Below are 20,378 nucleotides of genomic sequence, written 5' to 3' on the forward strand. Positions count from 1 at the left end.
GCCAACTACCGCGGACCTGCTCGCTCTCCCGCTTGCGTGAGAGCGAGCAGGTCCGCGGTCGAATCAACGCGCTTGATACTTCACGCCCACGGCAACGTCACCGTCTTTAAATTGGTAAAGCTCTTGGCCGCTTCCTGCACGCCTTCCTTGTAGCCCAGCCCCGAATCCTTGATGCCGCCGAAAGGCGTTAGCTCGATGCGGTAGCCCGGCACTTCCCACAGGTTCACCGTGCCGACATGCAGCGAGTTGGCGATCTTCGTGAACGCCTCGATATCGTTGGTGCAGACCCCCGACGACAGGCCGAACGCCGTGCCGTTGGAAATCCGGATCGCATCATTGATATCGCGGAAGGTGATGATGGGCGATACCGGCCCGAAGGTCTCCTCGCGCACCACCGTCATCGCCGGGTCGACGCGGTCGATCACCGTCGGCGCGTAGCTGGCGCCGATGCGCTGGTTGCCGGCCAGCAACCGCGCGCCCTGCGCCACCGCCTCGTTGACGCGCGCCTCGAACAGCATGGCGGCCTCTTCGTCGATCACCGTGCCCATGTCGACGCCACGGTCCATCGGGTTGCCATACGTCCACGCGCGGGTCTTCTCCACCACCATTTCGGTGAAGCGCGCCGCGACCGCCTGGTGCACCAGCATGCGCTTGACCGCGGTGCAGCGCTGGCCCGAGTTCTTGTACGAGCCCTGCACCGCGAGGTCGGAGGCGCGCTCGAGGTCGGCGTCGGCCAGCACGATCAGCGGATCGTTGCCGCCCAGCTCCAGCACCACGCGCTTGTAGCCGGCCTTGCTGGCGATGTACTTGCCGATGGCCACGCCGCCGGTGAAGGTGACGAGGTCGACGGCCGGATGGGTGATCAGCTCATCGGCGATCTCGCGCGGGTCGCCGGTGACCACCTGCAGCATCTGCGGCGGCAGCCCGGCCTCGTACAGCAGGTCGGCAAGGTAGTACGCCGACAGCGGCACCTTTTCCGACGGCTTCAGCACCATGCGGTTGTTGGTCGCAATCGACGGCGCCACCTTGTGCGCCACCTGGTTCATCGGGTGGTTGAACGGCGTGATGGCGCAGATCACGCCGAGCAGCGGCTCGCGCTGGGTCAGCACGCGGCGCTTCTTGCCGTGCGGGGTCAGGTCGCAGGAGAACAGCTGGCCGTCGTCGCGCAGCGCCTCGGTGGCGGCGAAGCCGAGCACGTCGGCCACGCGGCCGATCTCGTACAGCGAGTCCTTCTTGGACAGGCCGGACTCCAGCGTGATCAGGTCCGACGCTTCCTCGGTGCGCTCGCGCAGCAGCGCGGCGGCGCGGTTCAGGATGGCGGCGCGCTCGTAGCGGGTCAGCTTGGAACGGTACGCCTGCGCCACGCCGAAGGCGCGGCGCACGTCGTCGAGCGTGGCCTTGGGCACGGTGCCCACCAGCGTGCCGTCATACGGGTTGCGCACCTCGATCACGCGCTCGCGCACGATCTTCTGGCCATCGATGCGCAGCGCCTCCGCGCGGAAGTGCGGGCTGACGGTGCCTGCAGGGAAATGGGGGGCATTCATGGGATTTCTCCGGTCAGTACGGGAGCAACGGCCCGCTGCGGGCCGCGGTGCAGCTCTCAGTGCAGGTCTCAGTGCAGGTGATTGAGCGCCACGTCGAAGATGTCGAAATTGCGCATCACGGTCTTGCCCGGGATGCCGGCCGTCGGACGGTTGAACACCAGCGGCACGGTCTGCTCCGAGACGCCGCCGTGCGAGCGCAGCGGCGCATCGAGCCCGGACAGGTCGTGGCGGCTGCGGCTGGTGCCCAGCACCACGTGCTTGTCGCTAGTCACCACCAGGTCGCCCACGCGGTCGGACGGCAACTCGAAGCGCGCGCAGGCTTCGGTGTTGTCGAGCACGCTTTCCACGCCCGGCAGGTCGGACAGCCGGGCCTTGAGCGCGTCGCGGTCGGCGCCTTCGGGCAGGTAGACGGTGGCGTACGAGCCGAGCGCGCCGTGGTGGACCACATAGGGATCCGTGATCGGCAGGATCACGCGCGCCCCGCCCTCGTCAACGCCGCGGCCAAGCCATGCATCCAGATGGTCCTGCAGGTAGATCACGTTGGGCGCCTTGGTGGCATCGTCGTGCTTGGCGTTCATGCCGTGGTCGGCCGTCAGCGCCACCACGCAGCCGAGTTCATCCAGGCGCGCGAGGTACTTGTCCATCATCGCGTAGAAGGCGTTGGCGCCGTCCGAGCCGGGTGCGAACTTGTGCTGGATGTAGTCGGTGGTGGACAGGTACATCAGGTCGGGGCGGCGCGTTTCCATCAGCCGCACGCCGGCGGCAAAGACAAACTCGGACAGCTCGGCGCTGTAGACATCGGGCACCGGCATGCCGACCAGTTCCAGCACGCCGTCGATGCCGTTCTCCGCCACCGTGGCCTGGTCGGCCTTCTCGGACGAAAAGCAGATGCCGCGCATGCCGTGGCCGAGCAGGCGGCGCAGCTTGTCCTTGGCGGTCACCACCGCGACGCTGGCGCCGGCGCCGGCAAACGCGGCCAGGATGGTGCCCGCGCGCAGGTACTTGGGGTCGTTCATCATCACTTCCTCGCCGCGGCCGTCATTGGCGCTGCGGTCGAAGAAATAGTTGCCGCAGATGCCGTGCACCGCGGGCGGCGCGCCGGTGACGATGGAAAGGTTGTTCGGGTTGGTGAAGGTGGGCACCACGCAAGCGCCGCGGAACGACGAGCCGCTGGCGAGCAGTTGCTTGACGTAAGGCGCGCTGCCGCTGGCGGCTGCGGCCTCAAGGTAGTCGAACTCGCAGCCGTCGACGCAGACCACCACGACGGGCTGCTGCATCCAGCGGTAGCAGCGCTGGTTGACGGTAATGGTGCGGGCGGGAACGTTGGTATCGGGCATGGTGGCGGTCCGGTGTGCGAGTGTTTGGGAATCGATGGTTGTGGTCGTCAGTCGGCCGCACCGGTGCCGGCGGTACCGGCGGTATCGGGATCGACAGCGGCATGCATGCGCGCGCGTCCGCGCTCGACGTGCTCGCGCATCAGCCGCGCCGCCAGCTCGCCGTCGCGCGCGGCGATGGCCGAGACGATGGCGCGGTGCTCGCGGGTGGAATCGGGCATGGCCGCGTTGCTGCCCGACAGCGCCTCGCGCCGGAACAGCGTCAGCTCCTTGACCAGGCGCCGGTAGGTGTCGAGCAGCTTGCCGTTGCCGGCCAGCTCGACCATGCGGTCGTGGAAGGCAAAGTTCAGGCGCGCGTATTCGTCCAGGTCGCGGGCAGCGCTGGCGGCGCCCAGCGCCTCGACCAGCGCGCGCAGTTCGCGCAAGCCTTCCGCCGTGATGCGGGCCGCCAGTTGCCGGCCGACGAATTCATCGAGCACCGCGCGCAGTTCATAGATCTCGTCGGCTTCCCGCACCGAGATGGCACGCACGAACACGCCGCGGTTCTTTTCGGTGCGCAGCAGGCCGGCCTGCTCCAGCGCGCGGAACGCTTCACGCACCGGGCCGCGCGAAACGTTGAGCTGGCCCGCGACTTCGACCTCGTTGAGCTTGGCTCCCGGCGGCAGTTCGCCGGACATGATCCGCAGCTCCAGTTCGCGCTGGACCAGCGTGGTCAGCGACTGGCTCTGCAGGATGGTGATTTCGCTCGCCAGCGGGACTTGGCGTGACATGAAAAACTCCCGTTTGTGACGGATTCAGCAATATCGAAAATCCTTGTTGCGATTAAAGCAAGCGGTTTGTATATTGTCAACAATCAAGACATCGGTGGCACCAACAGGGTGACGCAAAAGCTGGAAATAGCCGGGCACATGTCTTGCGAGTGTTGTAGAACAAGGGTTTCAAGGTGATACATGGCTGTGCAACGCCGCGCCACACGTTGCAACATATTCACCAAAATGACACATATCTCCACCTACAATGCCGGAAAACGGAGGCCTCGTGAAACTGTCCATCAAGTCCGCCCTGCACACCGCCGCCGCCCTGCTCGCACTGGGCGCCGCCAGCACCGCGCTGGCGCAGAAAACCACCCTGACCGTCTACACCGCGTGGGAAATCGAAACGCTGAAGCCATACGCCGAAGGCTTCGCCAAGGTCGCGCCCGACATCGAGCTGAAGTACGTGCGCGACTCCACCGGCGTCATCACTGCCAAGGCACTCGCTGAAAAGGCCAATCCGCAAGCGGACGTGATCGCCGGCCTGGCCGCATCCAGCCTGGAGCTGCTCAAGCAGGAAGGCATGCTGATGCCCTACGCCCCCAAGGGCTTCGAAAAACTGACGCGCCATTACAGCGACCAGGCCACGCCGCCGTCGTGGGTGGGCCTCGATGTGTGGGGCGCGACGGTCTGCTTCAACACGATCGAAGCCAGGAAGCGCAACCTGCCCCGCCCGGAAAGCTGGAAGGACCTGGCCAAGCCGGTCTACAAGGGCGCCATCGTGATGCCCAGCCCGGCGTCGTCCGGCACCGGCTTCCTCGACGTGACCGCATGGCTGCAGCTGTTCGGCGAGCAGGAGGGATGGAAGTACATGGACGCGCTGCACGAGAACATCGCCCAGTACACGCACAGCGGCTCCAAGCCGTGCAAGCAGGCGGGCGCGGGCGAGTTCCCGATCGGCATCTCGTTCGAGCTGCGCGCGCACAAGACGCTGGCCTCGGGCGCGCCGATCGAGATGATCTTCCCGAAGGAAGGGCTGGGCTATGACATCGAGGCCGCCGGCATCGTCAAGGGGACCAAGAAGCAGGAGGCCGCGCAGCGCTACCTGGACTGGCTGGCGAGCAAGGAAGCGGCGCAGCTGTTCGCCAGGGACTGGGCCATCGTGACCTACCCGGGTGTGGCCCGGAAGGTCGAGACCATCCCTGCGAACTACGAGCAGATGCTGGTCAAGAATGATTTCAGCTACATCGCCAAGAACCGCGAGCGCGTGCTGAACGAATGGCAGAAGCGGTACGCCGGCAAGTCGGAAAAGCAGTAATCCGGGAACGCCTGGGCCCGGCGCGCGAGCGCCGGACTACTGCCACGACAACATCGCCGAGGATCCCACGCCATGCATTCCCCAACCTCCACGGCTGAGACCTATCTCAGCCTGAAAGGCATCCACAAGCGCTTCGGCAGCGGCGCCAGCCCTTTTGTCGCGCTGCATCACATCGACCTGGACGTGCGCCAGGGCGAGCTGCTGTGCTTCCTCGGCCCGTCCGGCTGCGGCAAGACCACGCTGCTGCGCATCATCGCCGGACTGGAATCGCAGAACGCCGGCACCATCCACCAGGGCGGGCGCGACATCTCCACGCTGCCGCCGATGGAGCGCGACTACGGCATCGTGTTCCAGTCGTATGCGCTGTTTCCCAACCTGACCGTGGCGGACAACGTCGCCTACGGCCTGGTCAACCGGCGCATGCCGCGCGACCAGCGCCGCGCGCGCGTCGATGAACTGCTGACGCTGGTGAGCCTGCCCGACCGCGGCAGCCAGTACCCCGCGCAGCTCTCCGGCGGCCAGCAGCAGCGCGTGGCGATCGCGCGTGCGCTCGCCACCTCGCCCGGCCTGCTGCTGCTGGACGAACCCCTGTCCGCGCTCGACGCACGCGTGCGCGTGCGGCTGCGCAGCGAGATCCGCGCGCTGCAGCAGCGCCTGAACATCACCACCATCCTGGTCACGCACGACCAGGAAGAGGCGCTGTCGATGGCGGACCGCATCGTGGTCATGAACCAGGGCGTGATCGAGCAGGTCGGCACGCCGGCGCAGGTCTACCAGCGACCGGCCACGCCCTTTGCGGCGGACTTCGTCGGCAAGACCAACATGCTGGGCGCGCGCGTGGGCAGCGACGGCGCGCTGCATCTTGGCGGCGTGCGCATGCACTGCCACGCACCGGCCGGCTGCGGCGCGGAGGAAGCGGTGCAGGTGTTCTTCCGGCCGGAAGACGTCTGCGTACGCGGCGTCGAGCAGCACGGGCCCAATGTGCTGGAGGCCACCGTAGACAAGATCGAGTTCCTGGGCGCGTTCTCGCGCCTGACGCTGCGACTGCCCGATGCCGCGTCGGGCACGCTGTGCGCCGACCTCTCGCTGAATGACCTGCACGAACTGCGCCCGAATACCGGCGACCGCCTGCGCCTGGCCATCCCCGCCGACCGCCTTCGTATCTTCCGCCACGCATGCGCCTGAGCCTCTCGACGGCGCCGGCCACTGCGCCGGCTACCGATACCGCCCCGGGCGCCGTGCCGGCCGGGATTTCCAGTCCCGGCACGAGGCCTTCCCTGCCGGCGCCACCCGCGTTCGTTGCCACCTCGGTGCGTGCGCACTGGAGCGACCGGCTCGCGCACCTGCTGCTGGCACTGGCCGCAGTCGCCCTGCTCTGCTTCGTGCTGGCTCCGATCGCGATGATCCTGGCCAAGAGCGTGCAGAACCGCGACGGCTCGCTGGCGGGGATCGCACATTTCCGCGCCTACTTCGAATCGCCGGCGCTGCTGCGCTCGGTGTGGAACAGCCTGTGGGTCTCGGCGCTGGCCACCTGCATCACCGTGCCGCTGGCCTTTACCTTTGCCTACGCGCTGACGCGCAGCCGCATTGCCTGCAAGGGGCTGCTGCGCAACCTGGCGCTGATCCCGCTGCTGGCACCGTCGCTGCTGGCAGCCATTTCCTTTATCTTCTGGTTCGGCAACCAGGGGTTGCTCAAGCCGTGGATGGGCAGCACGCAGATCTACGGGCCGCTGGGGATCGTCGCCTCGCTGGTGTTCGCCACGTTTCCGCATGCGCTGATGATCCTGGTCACGGCGCTGTCGCTGACCGACGCGCGGCTGTACGAGGCGGCCGACGCGCTGGGCACCTCGACCGTGCGCAAGTTCTTCACCATCACCGTGCCGGGCGCGCGCTATGGCCTGGTCAGCGCGGCGATGGTGGTGTTCACCTATGCGATCTCCGACTTCGGCATCCCCAAGGTGATCGGCGGCAACTTCCATATGCTGGCCACCGATATCTACAAGCTGGTGATCGGCATGCAGGACTTCTCGCAGGGCGCGGTGGTGTCGCTGATGCTGCTGGTACCGGTGGCGGTCACCTACTGCGTCGACGCGCGCGTGCAGAAGCGCCAGATGGCGCTGATGTCGGCCCGCTCGGTGCCCTACGTTCCGCGCCGCAGCCGCCGCTTCGACCTCGCCATGGCATCGTTCTGCTGGCTGATGGCGGCGCTGATGGTGGCGGTGATGGGCATGGCGATCTATGCGTCCTTCGTCAAGCTGTGGCCGTACAACTTCTCGCTGTCGCTGAACCACTACCGCGTCGGGCTGGTCGAGGGCGGCGTGGTCGATTCCTACCTGAACAGCGTGCGCATGGCCGCGCTGGCCGCGGTGATCGGCCCGGTGTTTATCTTCGCCACCGCCTACCTGCTGGAGAAGACGCGCGGGCTGGACTGGCTGCGCGGCTTCGTGCGGCTGATGGCGGTGCTGCCGATGGGCGTGCCGGGACTGGTGCTGGGGCTGGGCTACATCTTCTTCTTCGTGCCGCAGGCCAACCCGCTGCATGGCCTGTACCAGACGCTGGGCATCCTGGTGCTGGTGACGATCGTGCACTACTACGCGTCGTGCCACCTGACCGCGGTGACCGCGCTCAAGCAGCTCGACAGCGAGTTCGAGGCCGTGTCCGCATCGCTGAAGGTGCCCTTCTACAAGACCTTCTTCAAAGTCACTGTGCCGGCCTGCCTGCCCGCCATCCTGGAGATCTCGCGCTACCTGTTCATCAACGCCATGACCACGGTGTCGGCGGTGGTGTTCCTCTACGGCGCCGACACCAAGCTGGCCTCGGTCGAGATCGTCAACCTGGACGAGTCCGGCGACATCGGCCCGGCGGCGGCCATGGCCACGCTGGTGGTGGTGACCTCCGCGCTGGCCTGCCTGCTCTATTACCTGCTGCAACGCGTGCTCGACCGCAAGACCCAGGCATGGCGCCAGGGCCAGGCAAGCGACTGAACTCTTCCAATACGCAATTTCTCCTTCCCCAATCTCCTTCACAACGAGGAGTTCCCAATGATCCGCGGCAACGACCCGATCCTTCTGACCCCCGGCCCACTCACCACCTCGCTCGCGACCAAGCAGGCCATGCTGCGCGACTGGGGATCGTGGGATGCCAGCTTCAACAGCATCACGCGCAGCCTGTGCGATGACCTCGTGCGCATCGTCCACGGCGAAGGCACCCATGTGTGCGTGCCGATGCAGGGCAGCGGCACCTTTTCCGTGGAAGCCGCCATTGCCAACGTGGTGCCCCGCGACGGCAAGGTACTGGTGCCGCAGAACGGGGCGTACTGCCAGCGCATCCTGAAGATCTGCAAGGTGCTGGGCCGCGCCGGCGTGGAACTGCCGCTCCCCGAAGACCAGCCGGCCACGGCCGCGCTGATCGAGCAGGCGCTCGCACGCGACCCGTCGATCACGCACGTGGCGCAGGTGCATTGCGAGACCGGCGCCGGCGTGCTGAACCCGCTGCCGGAGATTGCAGCGCTGTGCCAGCGGCTTGGCAAGGGACTGATCGTCGATGCGATGAGTTCGTTCGGCGCGATCGAGATCGACGCGCGCACCATGCCGTTCGATGCGCTGGTGGCTGCCACCGGCAAGTGCATCGAGGGCGTGCCGGGCATGGGGTTCGTGCTGGTGCGCAAGGATGTGCTGGAAGCCAGCCAGGGCAACAGCCATTCGCTGGCGCTCGATCTGTACGACCAGTACGTCTACATGCAGAAGACCACGCAGTGGCGCTTCACGCCGCCCACGCACGTGGTGGCGGCGTTCCGCGCGGCGCTGGACCAGTTCCTGGAAGAAGGCGGGCAGCCAGTGCGCGGGGCGCGCTATCGCAAGAATTGCGATGCGTTGATCCGAGGCATGGGCGAGCTCGGCTTCCGGCCGTTCCTGCCTGCGGCGGTGCAGGCGCCGATCATCGTCACCTTCCATGCGCCGGCGGATGCGCGCTATGACTTCAAGACGTTCTATGGCAAGGTGCGCGAGCGCGGGTACATCCTGTATCCGGGCAAGCTGACGCAGGTGGAGACGTTCCGGGTTGGCTGCATTGGCGCGATCGACGACAACGAAATGCGCAATGTGGTGACGGCGGTTGGCGAGGTGCTGCGAGAAATGGGGATTGACATGCAGGCACCGCTGGCGCAGGCGGCATGATCGGTTTTACCTCCCAACGCTAGCAGCAGGCTCCCCTCTCCCGGCCCCTCTCCCGCGCGCGGGAGAGGGGCCGGGAGAGGGGAGCAAACCCCGGGTCCAGACACACTTCCGATGCCCCTCCCCACCGACTTCCACGGCGTCGCCTTTGCCGCCGTGATGCTGTCCGCGCTGATGCACGCGTCCTGGAACGCCATCGTCAAGATCGGCGGCGACCGCCTGTCGTCGATGGCGCTGATCGACACCTTCTGCCTGCTGGTGGCGATTCCCTTCCTGTTCCTCGTACCCATGCCAGCGCCGCAGGCCTGGCCCTTCCTGCTGGCCACGGTGGCGCTGGAAGTGGTCTACAAGCTGGCGCTGGTGGCCGCCTACAACCGTGGCGACTTCAGCCAGGCCTATCCGCTGATGCGCGGCTCGGCGCCGATGATGGTGGCGGTCCTGTTGTTGCTGACCGGCACCGAGCGGCTCGGCCCCGGCGGCTATGCCGGCATCGCCCTGATTTGCTGCGGCCTGGTCAGCCTGGTGCGCTGGCGCCGGCAGTCGCCGGACCTGCTCGGCTTTGCGCTGCTGGCCGGCGCGTGCCTGGCCGGTGGGACCGTGATCGACGGCACGGCGGTCAAGCGCTACGGCGAAGTCTTCACCTACATCGTCTGGCTGCAGGCGATGTCGCACATCTTCATGCCCGCCTACGCGCTGAACCGGCGCGGCAGCGCACTACTGACGCTGCTGCGCGCGGAATGGAAGCGCGCCTGGATCGGCGGCATCAACCGCGTGGGCTCGTACGCGCTGATGCTGTGGGCGATGACGCTGGCGCCGGTGACCAAGCTGGCGGCGCTGCGTGAATCGAGCGTGATCTTTGCCGCGCTACTGGGTCATTTCCTGCTGCGCGAACCGTTCGATCGCCGGCGGCTGATCGCGACCGGGCTGGTGCTGGCCGGCATCCTGACGCTGCAGCTGGCACGCTAGACGCCACACGCGGGCGGGGTGGGCGCCCCGCGCCGCGCCCGGGCCATTCGCACCCCACCCCGCCTTCGGCGCAACCCGCTGTTTTCCCACGAAAGCCGCCGCGTCCGCCGGGTCCGCGGCGCCCCACCCCCGCTCCCGCCCCCCCTCCTCCCCCGCCGTGCCGCCGGTTGCAAGGCCTGGCCGGCCTGGCCCGCTTGTTGCACATTGGGTTGGCCAACCCGCCCCACCCGCGACAGCCACGATATGGTCGACAGCTCGGTCTCAGGCCTTGACCCCAGTGCAGCCGCCGTGGCGCTGCAGGTGGTCCGGTATGTGCGCCGCAATCCGCGGGCCGCCGATACCTGCAACGGCATTGCCCGCTGGTGGCTGCCGGCCGGCGCGCAGGCCGACCCTGCGGTGGTACTGCGGGCGCTGGAGGCGCTTGTGCGGGACGGGATGCTGCAGGCGAGGCGCTTGCCCTCGGGAGACTTCCTCTACAGCGCCGCCGCCGCTTTCGGCAACGGCAACGACAGCGCGCCGCGCAACGGGAACTGAGCGATGAAGACAGCGATACGCGATGCCTGCCAGAGCCTGCGCCGCCATATCGAGCAGGCGCTGCGCGACGACCCGGACTTGTCGCCGTACTTCGATCCGGCCGACCCGATGCCGGACGCGATCGGCACCATGATCGTCTCGCTGGACACGCCGCAAGAGCTGGAAGAGCGCGATCGCGAAGGCCTGTCGCTGTGGCTCTACCTGGTCCAGCGCGAGGAATTCACGCTCAACCGCCCGCCCCGGCGCAGCGCCGCCGACCGCATCGAACATCGCCCGCTGCCGCTGCGCCTGCATTTCCTGGTCACGCCCCAGGTCGCGGATGAGCGCGAAGACGCCACCGACCTCGAGCACCTGATCCTGGGCAAGATCCTGCAGCTTTTCCACGACGACGCCAGCCTGAGCGGCGCGCGCCTGGCCGGCACGCTGGCCGGCTCCGGGCTGGAGTTCTTCGTGCGGCTGGAGCCGCTGTCGCTGGAGGAGATCACGCGCGTCTGGGACGCGCTCGACAAGCCCTACCAGCTTTGCGTGTCGTTCGAGATGAGCATCGTGCCGATCGCCTCGGGCCACGATCCGGAGCGGGTCACGCCGGTGGACTCGGTGCTGTCCGAACACGGCATCGCCAGCGTGCAGGAGCCGGCATGATGGACTGCCGCCCGGAAACCATCGGCGCCGCCACCTGGCACCTTTGCCCCGACCCGCTGCAGCCGGCGGGCGCAAGATTGCGCGCACTGGTACAGGCGCGGCTGATCGATGAGATCACGCAGCGGCCGGTGCAGGCCAGCCGGGTCGGCACGACCGACCGGCGCCTGGCCTTGCACGTGGCCCAGCGCATCACGCGCGATGGCCTGGCGGGCCTCGCCGGCTGGCCGGCCAGCGTCTTCCCGGCCCTGGCATCGGGCGCTGCCGCGATACCAATGCGGATCGAAGCCCACGGCTACCTGCCACTCGACCTCGACGGCACGCTCGGCCCGTTCCCCGCCTTCCCCGGCGACTTCACGGCGCTGGACCACGGCGATGTCTTCCTGCACCGGACCGGGGTCGCCTGCAAAGGCCGCGTCGTGCGGCGCGACACGGCGGCCAACTTGCCCCTGCCCGGCGCGACGGTGGAGATCGACGGCGTATGGCCGACCTATCCGCCCGCTGGCGTGATGCCTGCCGCGGTGATGGAACCGGCCAACCTGGTAGCGCTGTCGCCTGGGCTTTACCGCAGCCATGCGGTGGCCGCACTGGCGCGCTGCGATCTGGTCGAAGACCTGCCGCAGGCCAAGCGCCTGCTCCAGCCCGCCGCGCCGGGCGCGCGCCGGCTGCGGCTGGACAACCGCGACACACTGGCGCCCGGCATGCCGCTGGTGATCGACGCCGGCGATGCCGAACGCCGGGAAGTGATCGGCATCCATGCGGTCGATACCAGCCTGTCCGCCGACCAGCCGGCCTGGGTTGAACTCGACTACCCGCTCAGGCACCTGCACCGGCGCCAGGCGCAGGCAGTGCCCGCCAGCATCCCCGCCACGCACGACCCGCGCAACCTGTCGCGCGCGGCGCAGGCGGGCGACCCGTGCGCCTTCCTGGCGGCGGCCGCGCCGTGGCCGGCGTTGTCGCTGGTGCAGGTCGACGACGGCGCCAACCCGCCCGAATACCAGCGCATCGAGCACTACGCCACCGCCGCCGACGCCGACGGCTATTTCCGCCTGCCGCGCATCTCGCGGCTGGCCCTGTTCCGGCTGCGCGCCACGCACCCCGCGCCGCCGCAACCGCTGCTGCTGACCATCGAGCCCGACTACGGGCTGGCCGAGCAGGTCCTGCCGGTGGCTTTCGAATGACGCGAATGAACTACGCCCTCCTGTTCCGTCCCGCAACCGCATAGGGGAACCAATATGCCCGAATATCTCGCACCCGGCGTCTACGTCGAGGAAACCCAGGCGAGCAACAAGCCGATCGAGGGGGTCAGCACCAGCACCACCGGGCTGGTCGGCGTGACCGAGCGCGGCCCGCTGAACGTGCCGCAGCTGGTCACCAGCTTCGGCGAGTTCCAGCGGCTGTTCGGCGGCATGCTGCCAGCGGACGAGTTCACCGGGCCGGGCGCACGCGTGCACAGCTACCTGCCACATGCGGTCGAGGGCTTTTTCCTCAACGGCGGCAAGCGCGCCTGGGTCACGCGCGTGCTGCCGGAGCAGGCCGAGCGCGCGCGGCGCGACCTGTTCCACCTCGACCTGGCCAATGCGGCCATCGGCGGCAGCGTACTGCTGCGCCCGGCACTGCAGGACACCGGCACGGCCATCAACCTGCCGCGCCTGTACGTGCTCGATCCCGGCAACTTCGGCGTCGGCGACTGGGTGCGCGTGGGTGACGGCAGCCGCGCCGACTACCGCCAGGTGCAGGCGCTGGGTGCGGCGCCGGCCCATACCGCGCTGACGCTGCCGCTGTATTTCTCGCACGCGGCCGGCGCGCCGACGCGCGATATCGCCGTCACCGTGAACGCCACGCTCAGCCCCTTCACGCTGCGCGACGACACCCGCGCCGGCGCCACCGAAGTGGTGCTCAGCGGCACCGCCGCACTGATCACCACACTGCTGCCGCTGACGCACCAGCTGCTGCAGGTCGATGGTGCCGAGTACGTGTTTGCCGCCGCGGTGGTCGGGCTAAGTACGACCGAGGCCCGCGTGCTGCTGGAAACCCCGCTGCGGCTGCCGCATGCGCGCGGCGCGCAGGTCGACGGCCTCGACATCCCGGCCGGCGCCAACGTCAACCTGGACGTGGCGGCCAGCGCCGGCGGCCTGCTGCTGTTCGGGCCCGGCTTCAGCACCGCGGGCAACCTGGTGGTGGTCGGCGTGGGCAGCGCGCAGGAAGAAGTGCAGCGCGTCGGCACGCTGGCGCAGCTGCCGCTGGACGTGCCCGCCTACGCGCCTTACCCGGCCGGCACCATCGGCCAGCTGGTCACGCTGGACGACGACGCGCGCACGGTCGTGGACCTGCCGACCAATGTGGTGGTGCCGCTCGATACCGTGGCCGGCATGAGCGCCGGCATGACCTTCACCTTCGGCGCCAACAACCAGGTGGTGGCGGCGGTCAACCAGGCCCTCGGCCTGGTGCGCCTGGCCGCGCCGCTGCCAGGCCCGGCGCTGGCCGCCGGCGATGCCGTGCAGGTGGGCGCGATAGCGGCCAGCGTGGTGGCCTATCCGACCGAACGCGTGGTGCCGCTCGACAGCGTCAACGGCGTCGAGACCGGCATGACCTTCGACAATGCCGGCGATACCGCGCTGGTTGCGACCGTGCTGCCCGACCTGCGCGCGGTGGTGCTGGCGACCGCGCTGGCGGCAGCGCCTGCCGCCGGCACCGCGGTCACGGTCGGCGGCAATGCCAATACGGCGCAGTCCCTGCTGCGCCCCGACGTGATCCCGCTGGACGATGTCGACGGCCTGGCGCCCGGCATGTCGATCACCATCGGCGCCGATACCGGCACCATCAGCGCCGTCAACACCACGGTGGGCGCGGTCGCGCTTCAGGCCCCGCTGCCCGCGGCGCCCGCCGCAGGCGCCACCGCCAGCTTCGCGCTGCGCCACACCACCCAGGCCGCCGGCGCCGGCGCCGCGACGCTGGCGCTGGACAACCGCCTCGGCCTCGATGCCGGCGACGTGCTGCGCATCGGTGCATCTCCGGACGAGGAATACGTGACCATCGCGCGCATGCTGGGCGAGCGCGGCGTCTCGCCCGACGCCGGCGTGGTCCAGCTGGCGCACCCGCTGAGCGGGGGCCATGCCAGCGGCGTCGAGGTCGCGCGCCAGGACGTGGTGGTCGACACCACGCGCCAGCCGGCCACGCTGGTGCTGTCGCCCGCCGACGGCAGCGATCAATTGCTGGTTGGCGACGGCACCACCTATGGTGCGGTGCTGCCGGAAGTGGTCCGCTTCACCACCGCGGACGGCATTGCCTACTTCCACCGCCTCGACGGCGCCGCGGCCAATGCCAGCCCGCTGGAGATCGAACTGGACGACCGCCTCGACTTCAGCCACGCCGCGGGCGCGGTGGTGGCCGAGCGCAACCGGCTGTTCGCGGTGCAGGCGCTGGACGCCGGCGGCTGGGGCGACCGGCTGATGGTCGCCGCGGCGGACGAGGCCAGCAGCCTCGCGGCCAACGCCAATGTGCTGGCCGCCAACCCGCCGCCGGGGCCGGGCATGTTCTCGTCGCTGCAACTGGCCACGCTGACCGGCATCGAGCCCGGCACCATCCTGGAGCTGCTCGCACCCGACGGCGCGCCGGTGGCCGGCGCCCCGCTGCTGAAGGCGCGCGCGGTAGACCGCGCCAGCCGGCTGGTGCTGCTGGACCCGCCCGGGCTGCAGGCAGCACATATGAACGCCGTCAACAACGCGCTGATGGCCGGCCTCAACGCCCGTGTGCGCTCGCGCGAGTGGAGCCTGACGGTGCTACTGCGCCAGCGCCCCGACCCCGCCGTACCCACGCGCAACGACAACCTGCTGGACCAGGAGAGCTTCCGCCAGCTGTCGATGGACCCGCGCCACAGCCGCTATTTCGAGCGCGTGATCGGCGCCACCTTCACGCCGGGAGCGCCCGCCGACGACGCCGGCAACCCGCTGCGGCGCTGGGACCGGCGCTCCGAAGGGGCGTCGCAATATATTCGCGTGCTGGACCTGGAGCCGGTGATCGCCAACCGCACCGCGATCCGGCTCGGGCCGGAGGCCTTGCTGGACGTGCTGCCTTCCGGCCTGGTGCGCCCCGCGCGCCTGCCGCTGTCCGGCGGCAGCGATGCCGTGCCGCTGATGGGTGATCCCATGTACGCCGGCACCGACAACAACGAGCCCGACCTGCGCACCGGCCTGCAGGCACTGAAAAACCCGCAGAACATCTCGCTGGTCGCGATTCCCGGCCAGACCACCGCGGCCCTGCAGCAGGCGCTGATCGACCAGTGCGAGGCGATGCGCTACCGCTTCGCCGTGCTCGACGGCCCGCCGCCCGACAACGACACGCTGGCCGACGTGCAGGACCTGCGCAGCCGCTACGACTCGCGCTACGCCGCGGTCTACCACCCGTGGCTGACCATTCCCGACCCGTTCCCGCAGAGCCTGGCCAACCTGCGGCAGGTGCCGATTCCCCCGTCCGGACACATGCTCGGCATCTATGCCCGCGTGGACAACGAGCGCGGGGTGCACAAGGCGCCGGCCAATGAAGTCGTGCGCGGCATCAGCGGGCTGACGCGCTACTTCAGCAAGGGCGAGCAGGACATCCTCAACCCGTATCCGGCCAATATCAACGTGGTGCGCGACTTCCGGCCCAACAACCGCGGCCTGCGCGTGTGGGGCGCGCGCTGCATCACCTCCGAGAGCGAGTTCAAGTACCTGAACGTGCGCCGCCTGCTGATCTTCCTGGAAGACTCGATCGACCGCGGCATGCAGTGGGTGGTGTTCGAGCCCAACGCCGAAGAGCTGTGGGCGCGCGTGCGGCGCAGCATCACCAACTTCCTGACCACGGTGTGGCGCAACGGCGCGCTGGAAGGCACCACGCCCGAGCAAGGCTTCTTCGTCAAGTGCGACCGCACCACCATGACCCGCGACGACATCGACAACGGGCGCCTGATCGTGGTGATCGGGGTGGCGCCGGTCAAGCCGGCCGAGTACGTGATCATCCGCATCGGCCTGTGGACGGCCGACGCGGAGCAATAAGCGAACAATGAGCGAAAGCCGAGGAGCAAGGCCATGGCTGCCACCGACATCCGCATCGATCCCTTCCCGGTCTTCAACTTCCGCGTCGAGCTGGACGGACTGATCGTGGCCTCGTTCAGCGAGGTCAGCGGCCTGACCGCCGACGGCGACGCGATCGACTACCGCGAGGGCAAGGACCCCACCAACAACGTGCGCAAGCTGCAGGGGCTGCGCAAGTACACGCCGCTGATGTTCAAGCGCGGCTACGTGCAGGACGACACGCTGTGGCAGTGGTACCGCCATATCGCCGACGGCGCCAACGAGCGCCGCAACGGCAGCGTGATCCTGATGAACGAGGCCCACCGCGACGTGCTGAGCTGGAATTTCGTCAACGCGTGGATCAACAAGATCGAGGGGCCCAGCCTGACCGCCACCGGCAACCAGGTGGCCGTGGAAAGCATGGAGCTGCACCACGAGGGCCTGACCATCGAGATCATCAGCACCGCGCCCTGAACGGAACCGCAACCCCAGCACCGGAGACCGCCATGCGCCACGGCATGCCCGCCGTCAGCATCGAACGGACCGACGCCGCCAGCGACGGGCCGGTGGTGCTGCGCACCGACATCGCCGCGTTTATCGGGCTGGCCGAGCGCGGCCCGCTCGATACGCCGGTGGCAGTGGAATCGTGGCGGCAGTTCCAGGCGCACTTCGGGCGCCCGTTCGGCAGCGCCTACCTGGCGTGGGCGGTGCGCGGCTTCTTCGACAACGACGGCCTGCGCTGCTGGGTCGTGCGCGTGGCCGCGCGGCAGTTTGGCGACGACGGCAACGAGGCCGCGCCGGGCGGCGGCGCACGCAGCGCCGGCGTGCTTCTGGCGGACACCGCGGGCGTGCCGCGCTGGCGGCTGTCGGCCACCTCTCCCGGCAGCTGGGGCAACGAACTCAGCATAGCGTGGCGCCGCGAGCGGCCGCTGACGCAGCGCGCCTTGTCGGCCGACAGCACCAGTGCACGGCTGGCCGCCGTGGCCGGCTTTGCACCCGGTGAGCTGGTGCGGCTGGCGCAGCCGGCGGCGAGCGCGCATCGCGTGCTGGTGCATGTCGACGCGGCGGCGGGCAAGCTCTACTGGGTCCATCCCGATCCGCGCCAGCGCGGCGCCGACCAGCTCGCCTGGAGCGCGCTGGACCCTGCCCAGCCGCTCATGGTGGAGCGTGTCGCCTACACGCTCGACGTCTGGCGGCGCGACGCCTTTGCCGCGCAATACCCCGACCTGCACCCGTCGCCGCGGCACCCGCGCTACTTCGGCACCGTGCTGGCGCCGGCATATGGCAGCGGGGCCGAACGGCTGCGCCTGCCGCCGGTGAATCCCGGCGCCCTGCCCGTGCCGCCCGGACTGGTCGAGATCGCTGGCCTTGCCCCCGCGCTGCCGCCGTTGCCCCTGGCGGCAGCGTCCGGCGAGCGGCTGCCGCTTGCGTCCGGCGCCGACGGCCTGGCCGCGCTGACCGCCAGCGACTTCCTCGGAGAGCCGTACTCGCCGCGCGACAGCGACTTCGCCCGACTACGCAAGGCGCGCGGCCTGCAGGCGCTGGCGGAGATCGACGAAATCTCGCTGGTGGCCGCGCCCGACATCCTGATCCGGCCGCAGCCGGACCCCGACTACGAGCCGCTGCCGCCTGATGCCGCCAATCCCTGCCTCGCCTGCCCGCCGCCCGCGCCGCCGCGCCGCGTGCACCAGCCGCGCGCCGTCGCCGAGCTGCCGCCGGTCTTTGCCGAGGCCGACATCCTGCGCGTGCAGACCGCGCTGATCGCCGACTGCGATGCGCGTGGCGACCGCTTTGCCGTGCTGTCCGCGCCGTTCGAGCGCGCCACCAGCCGCGCCCGCGGCATCCGCGCGCTGGCCGAATGGCGCCGCATGCTGGTCGAGCAGCAGCCCGCCCGCGCCGCCGCGCTGTACGCGCCGTGGCTGGCGGTGGCCGAGAACGACGGCGCCGCGCCACCCGTTGCCGGCAGCGTCGCCGGCGTCAGGATCGTGCCTGCCTGCGGCCACGTTGCCGGTGCCATCGCCAGTACCGACCTGGCGCTCGGCGTGATGCGCGCGCCGGCCAATGTGCCGGTGCAGCGCGTGGTCGACGTGCGCAGCGCCGTCAACGATGCCCAGCATGGCGAACTCAACGATGCCGGCGTCAACGTGCTGCGCGCCGAATTCGGCCGCGCGCCGATGCTGCTGGGCGCGCGCACCGTCAGCGACGAACCGGAATGGCGCTATGTCAGCACCGTGCGCATGCTGATCGCGCTCAGGCGGGCCTGCGACATCGCGCTGCGCTGGGCCGTGTTCGAGCCCAACGACGCGCCCACGCGCGCCGCCGTGGCCACCACGCTGATCGCCATCCTGACGCTGTTCTGGCAGCGCGGCGCCTTTGCCGGCGCCACCGCGGCGGAATCGTTCTTCGTGCGCTGCCAGGAGGACCCCACCGAAGACACCACCAACGCCGACGCGCGCGAGCACGGCCAGCTGATCGCGCTGGTCGGCATCGCGCCGGTGGCGCCGGCCGAGTTCATCGTGCTGCGCGTGGGCAGGCAGGACAACCTGCCGGTGTTTTCGCTGTTCGAACGCAAGGAGTTCGCATGAGCCTCGCCACCCGCCGCGACCCGCTGCTCGGCTTCAACTTCCTGGTCACGCTGTATGACTCGACCGCTTCCACCGGTTCGGCGGTGACACGGATCGCCCTGTCGCCGCTGATGCCCGCGCCGGTGGCCGGCTTCAGCGAATGCAGCGGACTGGAGATGACGATGGAAACCGACGACTACATGGAGGGCGGTCTCAACGGCACCGTGCTCAAGTTCCCCAAGCGCATCCGCAACACCGAGATCGTGCTGCGCCACGGCGTGACCAGGAGCACCGAGCTGTTCGACTGGTTCTACGCCTTCACGGCGGGCGCCGGCAAGCGCAAGGACGGCCTGATCACGCTGTGCGACGCGCGCCACAAGCCGCACACGGTATGGGGCTTCCGCCGCGGCCTGCCGACCAGGTACAGCGGGCCGCAACTCAATGCCCAGCAGAGCGCGGTGGCGGTCGAAGCCGTCACCATCACCCACGAAGGCCTCTACCAGCTGGGCGGCGCGGCCGCGCTGGCCGGCGCCATCGGCGAGGCCGCCGGAGCCATCGGGAGCCTGTTTTGAGCGACGTCATCATCGAAAGCGTGGTCAGCCGCGTGCGCATCGTCGACGGTGCCGGCGGGTTGTCCGAGCAGACCGTGCGCAGCATCGTCGCGGCGATCCTGCCCGCGGTACAGCAGATGCTGGCGCATCAGCGCCAGGTGTCCAGCGAGACTTCGACCGGCAATGGATACCTCGACTGGATGGAAGGCGAGACCGGCTCCGGCGGACCTGACGGAGCAACGCCATGACGATACCGGCCAAGGGCAAGTTCAAGGTGCGGGTGGGGCCCAAGCCTTCCGACACCATCAGCTACCCGGTGCAGTTCAACCCCACCGAGCTGCAGTTCGACAAGCAGGTGCAGATGGCGGAGATCGGCATTCCCGGGCTGGATGCGCCATTGCAGCAGTTCGTGCGCGGCAATGCCGAGAAGCTGACGCTGGAGCTGTTCTGCGACAGCACCGACAAGGGCATGGGCATCGGCGCGCAGTCGGTGACGAAAGAAGCCGACAAGTACTACCAGCTGGTCAAGATAATCCCCGCGCTGCATGCGCCGCCGGTGGTCACCTTCATCTGGAACGACCAGTTTCCCGGCAACGAGGTCGGCAAGGCCTGGGGCGGCAGCCAGCGGCGCACCAGCTTCACCGGCGTGGCCGAGAGCGTGCGCAGCCGCTTCACGTTGTTCAGCCCCGAAGGCATCCCGCTGCGCGCCACGGTCAACCTGGTGTTGCGCGAGTGGCGCCCGATCGAGCAGCAGCTCGGCAGGCAGAACCCGAGCTCGCCCGACCGCAGCCACGCCCACGTGCTGCGCCGTGGCGACACCCTCAGCGCGGTCGCGGGCGACTACTACGAGCGCGCCGGCGAGTGGCGCGCCATTGCCGACGAGAACGGCATCGAGGATCCGCGCCGGCTGGCGGCGGGATTGCGGCTGACGGTGCCGTCGATCCGCTAGG

At 69.1% G+C, this 20,378-nt stretch carries 17 protein-coding genes; 14 read left to right on the forward strand and 3 right to left on the reverse strand.

The genetic code is table 11. The annotated features are described in order from the left end of the window. Positions 1–80: 80 nt before the first annotated feature. From phnY to E0W60_RS03295, 3 genes are all read right to left on the reverse strand, one after another. Complete coding sequence (gene phnY, locus E0W60_RS03285) at positions 81–1,544, reverse strand: phosphonoacetaldehyde dehydrogenase (RefSeq protein ID WP_135703010.1); 1,464 nt, start codon at positions 1,542–1,544, stop codon at positions 81–83. Positions 1,545–1,612: 68 nt separating this feature from the next. Next, the gene (phnA, locus tag E0W60_RS03290) at positions 1,613–2,881 is read right to left on the reverse strand and encodes a phosphonoacetate hydrolase (RefSeq protein ID WP_135703011.1); all 1,269 of its coding nucleotides are present in this window, start codon (positions 2,879–2,881) and stop codon (positions 1,613–1,615) included. A gap of 47 nt (positions 2,882–2,928) precedes the next feature. Next, entirely contained in the window at positions 2,929–3,648 is a 720-nt protein-coding gene (locus tag E0W60_RS03295) for a phosphonate utilization associated transcriptional regulator (RefSeq protein ID WP_135703012.1), read from the reverse strand. Positions 3,649–3,895: 247 nt separating this feature from the next. On the opposite strand from E0W60_RS03295, the gene E0W60_RS03300 reads away from it, so the two are divergent. The 14 genes from E0W60_RS03300 (at position 3,896) to E0W60_RS03365 (ending at position 20,377) form a co-directional block, all read left to right on the forward strand. Continuing rightward, the gene (locus E0W60_RS03300; protein WP_431189865.1) at positions 3,896–4,948 is read left to right on the forward strand and encodes a putative 2-aminoethylphosphonate ABC transporter substrate-binding protein; all 1,053 of its coding nucleotides are present in this window, start codon (positions 3,896–3,898) and stop codon (positions 4,946–4,948) included. A 72-nt stretch (positions 4,949–5,020) separates the two neighbouring features. Further along, positions 5,021–6,133: a putative 2-aminoethylphosphonate ABC transporter ATP-binding protein gene (locus tag E0W60_RS03305; RefSeq protein ID WP_135703014.1), complete on the forward strand. Its 1,113-nt coding sequence runs from the start codon at positions 5,021–5,023 to the stop codon at positions 6,131–6,133. Then, positions 6,124–7,932: a putative 2-aminoethylphosphonate ABC transporter permease subunit gene (locus tag E0W60_RS03310; RefSeq protein ID WP_135703015.1), complete on the forward strand. Its 1,809-nt coding sequence runs from the start codon at positions 6,124–6,126 to the stop codon at positions 7,930–7,932. Before E0W60_RS03305 ends, E0W60_RS03310 begins: the two co-directional genes overlap by 10 nt. 57 nt (positions 7,933–7,989) lie before the next feature. Then, positions 7,990–9,123 (forward strand): 2-aminoethylphosphonate--pyruvate transaminase, encoded by a 1,134-nt coding sequence (locus E0W60_RS03315; RefSeq protein ID WP_135703016.1) that lies wholly within the window; start codon positions 7,990–7,992, stop codon positions 9,121–9,123. A 111-nt stretch (positions 9,124–9,234) separates the two neighbouring features. Continuing rightward, the gene (locus E0W60_RS03320) at positions 9,235–10,086 is read left to right on the forward strand and encodes an EamA family transporter (protein ID WP_135703017.1); all 852 of its coding nucleotides are present in this window, start codon (positions 9,235–9,237) and stop codon (positions 10,084–10,086) included. Positions 10,087–10,374: 288 nt separating this feature from the next. Further along, the gene (locus tag E0W60_RS03325; RefSeq protein ID WP_135703018.1) at positions 10,375–10,620 is read left to right on the forward strand and encodes a hypothetical protein; all 246 of its coding nucleotides are present in this window, start codon (positions 10,375–10,377) and stop codon (positions 10,618–10,620) included. Between the two features lie 3 nt (positions 10,621–10,623). Continuing rightward, complete coding sequence (locus E0W60_RS03330) at positions 10,624–11,262, forward strand: DUF4255 domain-containing protein (RefSeq protein WP_133095679.1); 639 nt, start codon at positions 10,624–10,626, stop codon at positions 11,260–11,262. Beyond that, the gene (locus E0W60_RS03335) at positions 11,259–12,440 is read left to right on the forward strand and encodes a hypothetical protein (protein WP_135703019.1); all 1,182 of its coding nucleotides are present in this window, start codon (positions 11,259–11,261) and stop codon (positions 12,438–12,440) included. Before E0W60_RS03330 ends, E0W60_RS03335 begins: the two co-directional genes overlap by 4 nt. 54 nt (positions 12,441–12,494) lie before the next feature. Beyond that, positions 12,495–16,295 (forward strand): phage tail sheath C-terminal domain-containing protein, encoded by a 3,801-nt coding sequence (locus tag E0W60_RS03340; RefSeq protein WP_135703020.1) that lies wholly within the window; start codon positions 12,495–12,497, stop codon positions 16,293–16,295. 33 nt (positions 16,296–16,328) lie between these two features. After that, the gene (locus tag E0W60_RS03345) at positions 16,329–16,787 is read left to right on the forward strand and encodes a phage tail protein (RefSeq protein ID WP_133095682.1); all 459 of its coding nucleotides are present in this window, start codon (positions 16,329–16,331) and stop codon (positions 16,785–16,787) included. A gap of 32 nt (positions 16,788–16,819) precedes the next feature. Next, positions 16,820–18,898, forward strand: a complete 2,079-nt coding sequence (locus E0W60_RS03350) for a phage tail sheath C-terminal domain-containing protein (RefSeq protein ID WP_135703021.1) — start codon at positions 16,820–16,822, stop codon at positions 18,896–18,898. Then, positions 18,895–19,449: a phage tail protein gene (locus E0W60_RS03355; RefSeq protein WP_133095684.1), complete on the forward strand. Its 555-nt coding sequence runs from the start codon at positions 18,895–18,897 to the stop codon at positions 19,447–19,449. The genes E0W60_RS03350 and E0W60_RS03355 overlap by 4 nt, the downstream gene beginning before the upstream one ends. Further along, complete coding sequence (locus tag E0W60_RS03360; protein WP_133095685.1) at positions 19,446–19,676, forward strand: hypothetical protein; 231 nt, start codon at positions 19,446–19,448, stop codon at positions 19,674–19,676. Before E0W60_RS03355 ends, E0W60_RS03360 begins: the two co-directional genes overlap by 4 nt. Next, positions 19,673–20,377 (forward strand): LysM peptidoglycan-binding domain-containing protein, encoded by a 705-nt coding sequence (locus E0W60_RS03365; protein ID WP_135703022.1) that lies wholly within the window; start codon positions 19,673–19,675, stop codon positions 20,375–20,377. The genes E0W60_RS03360 and E0W60_RS03365 overlap by 4 nt, the downstream gene beginning before the upstream one ends. Position 20,378: the final 1 nt, after the last annotated feature.

The sequence above is a fragment of the Cupriavidus oxalaticus genome (assembly GCF_004768545.1).
In the GTDB taxonomy this organism is placed as follows: Bacteria; Pseudomonadota; Gammaproteobacteria; order Burkholderiales; family Burkholderiaceae; genus Cupriavidus; species Cupriavidus oxalaticus_A.